Annotated in this window: 2 protein-coding genes; both read right to left on the bottom strand. The window is 23.4% G+C overall.

Translation table 4 applies throughout. The annotated features are described in order from the left end of the window. Positions 1-567, bottom strand: a 567-nt coding sequence (locus C6B38_RS05555; RefSeq protein WP_146693332.1) for a site-specific DNA-methyltransferase, incomplete at its 3' end; no start/stop codon positions are given. Position 568: 1 nt separating this feature from the next. Then, a complete protein-coding gene (locus C6B38_RS05550) occupies positions 569-820 on the bottom strand; it encodes a hypothetical protein (protein WP_146693331.1) in 252 nt (83 codons plus the stop codon). Positions 821-887 lie beyond the last annotated feature (67 nt).

Genomic DNA, 887 nt, shown 5'->3' with positions numbered 1-887 from the left:
ATATAATGGTTTTTCTGTTGGGTGTCTCGTTAATTTTTTTCCGATTGAATAATTAAAAATTGTTTTTTTACTTTCATAATCATTTTTATAATTCGGAATTCGATGTTTTTTAGAATAAATTATCATACAGTATTCTTTATCTTGATAAATATGATTATTAGTTGGCATTGGATTTGTTTTGTTTCAAAGAATAAAATCATAAAGCATATCTTTTTTACAAACTCAATCTAAATAATCTATAATTTGTTGTCTATTCATTCAAATTAACATAAATTTATTTTTTGAAATTCGATAAAACTCATCTAAATAAGTATTTATATCAAATGAATTATGCAAATTATTATCATAAATAGCATTAATATATTTATTTATACTTTTTGATATATTGCTTTTTTCATTTATTTGTTCGTTTTCTCTTTTTGATAAATTATATAAATAGGGCGGATCAGTTAATATTAAATCAACGCTATCGTTTTCTAATGTCTTTATAAATTCCAAAGCATCTCCATTTATTAATTTTCCTAAATTTGTTTTAAACATTTTTTCACCCTTTGCCTTTCGCTTCACTTTAAAGGTGATCGCAGGCACTATAATTATCATAAATAGCATTAATATATTTATTTATACTTTTTGATATATTGCTTTTTTCATTTATTTGTTCGTTTTCTCTTTTTGATAAATTATATAAATAGGGCGGATCAGTTAATATTAAATCAACGCTATCGTTTTCTAATGTCTTTATAAATTCCAAAGCATCTCCATTTATTAATTTTCCTAAATTTGTTTTAAACATTTTTTCACCCTTTGCCTTTCGCTTCACTTTAAAGGTGATCGCAGGCACTATACTATTGTGTTTTAAAATATGCAGTGAGCTTTATATGTTATGT

Source organism: Spiroplasma sp. ChiS, assembly GCF_002968355.1.
Lineage (GTDB): Bacteria > Bacillota_I > Bacilli_A > Mycoplasmatales > Mycoplasmataceae > Spiroplasma > Spiroplasma citri.
The sequence above is the reverse complement of the archived record's forward strand: the minus strand, read 5'-3'. Positions and strand labels throughout refer to the sequence as shown.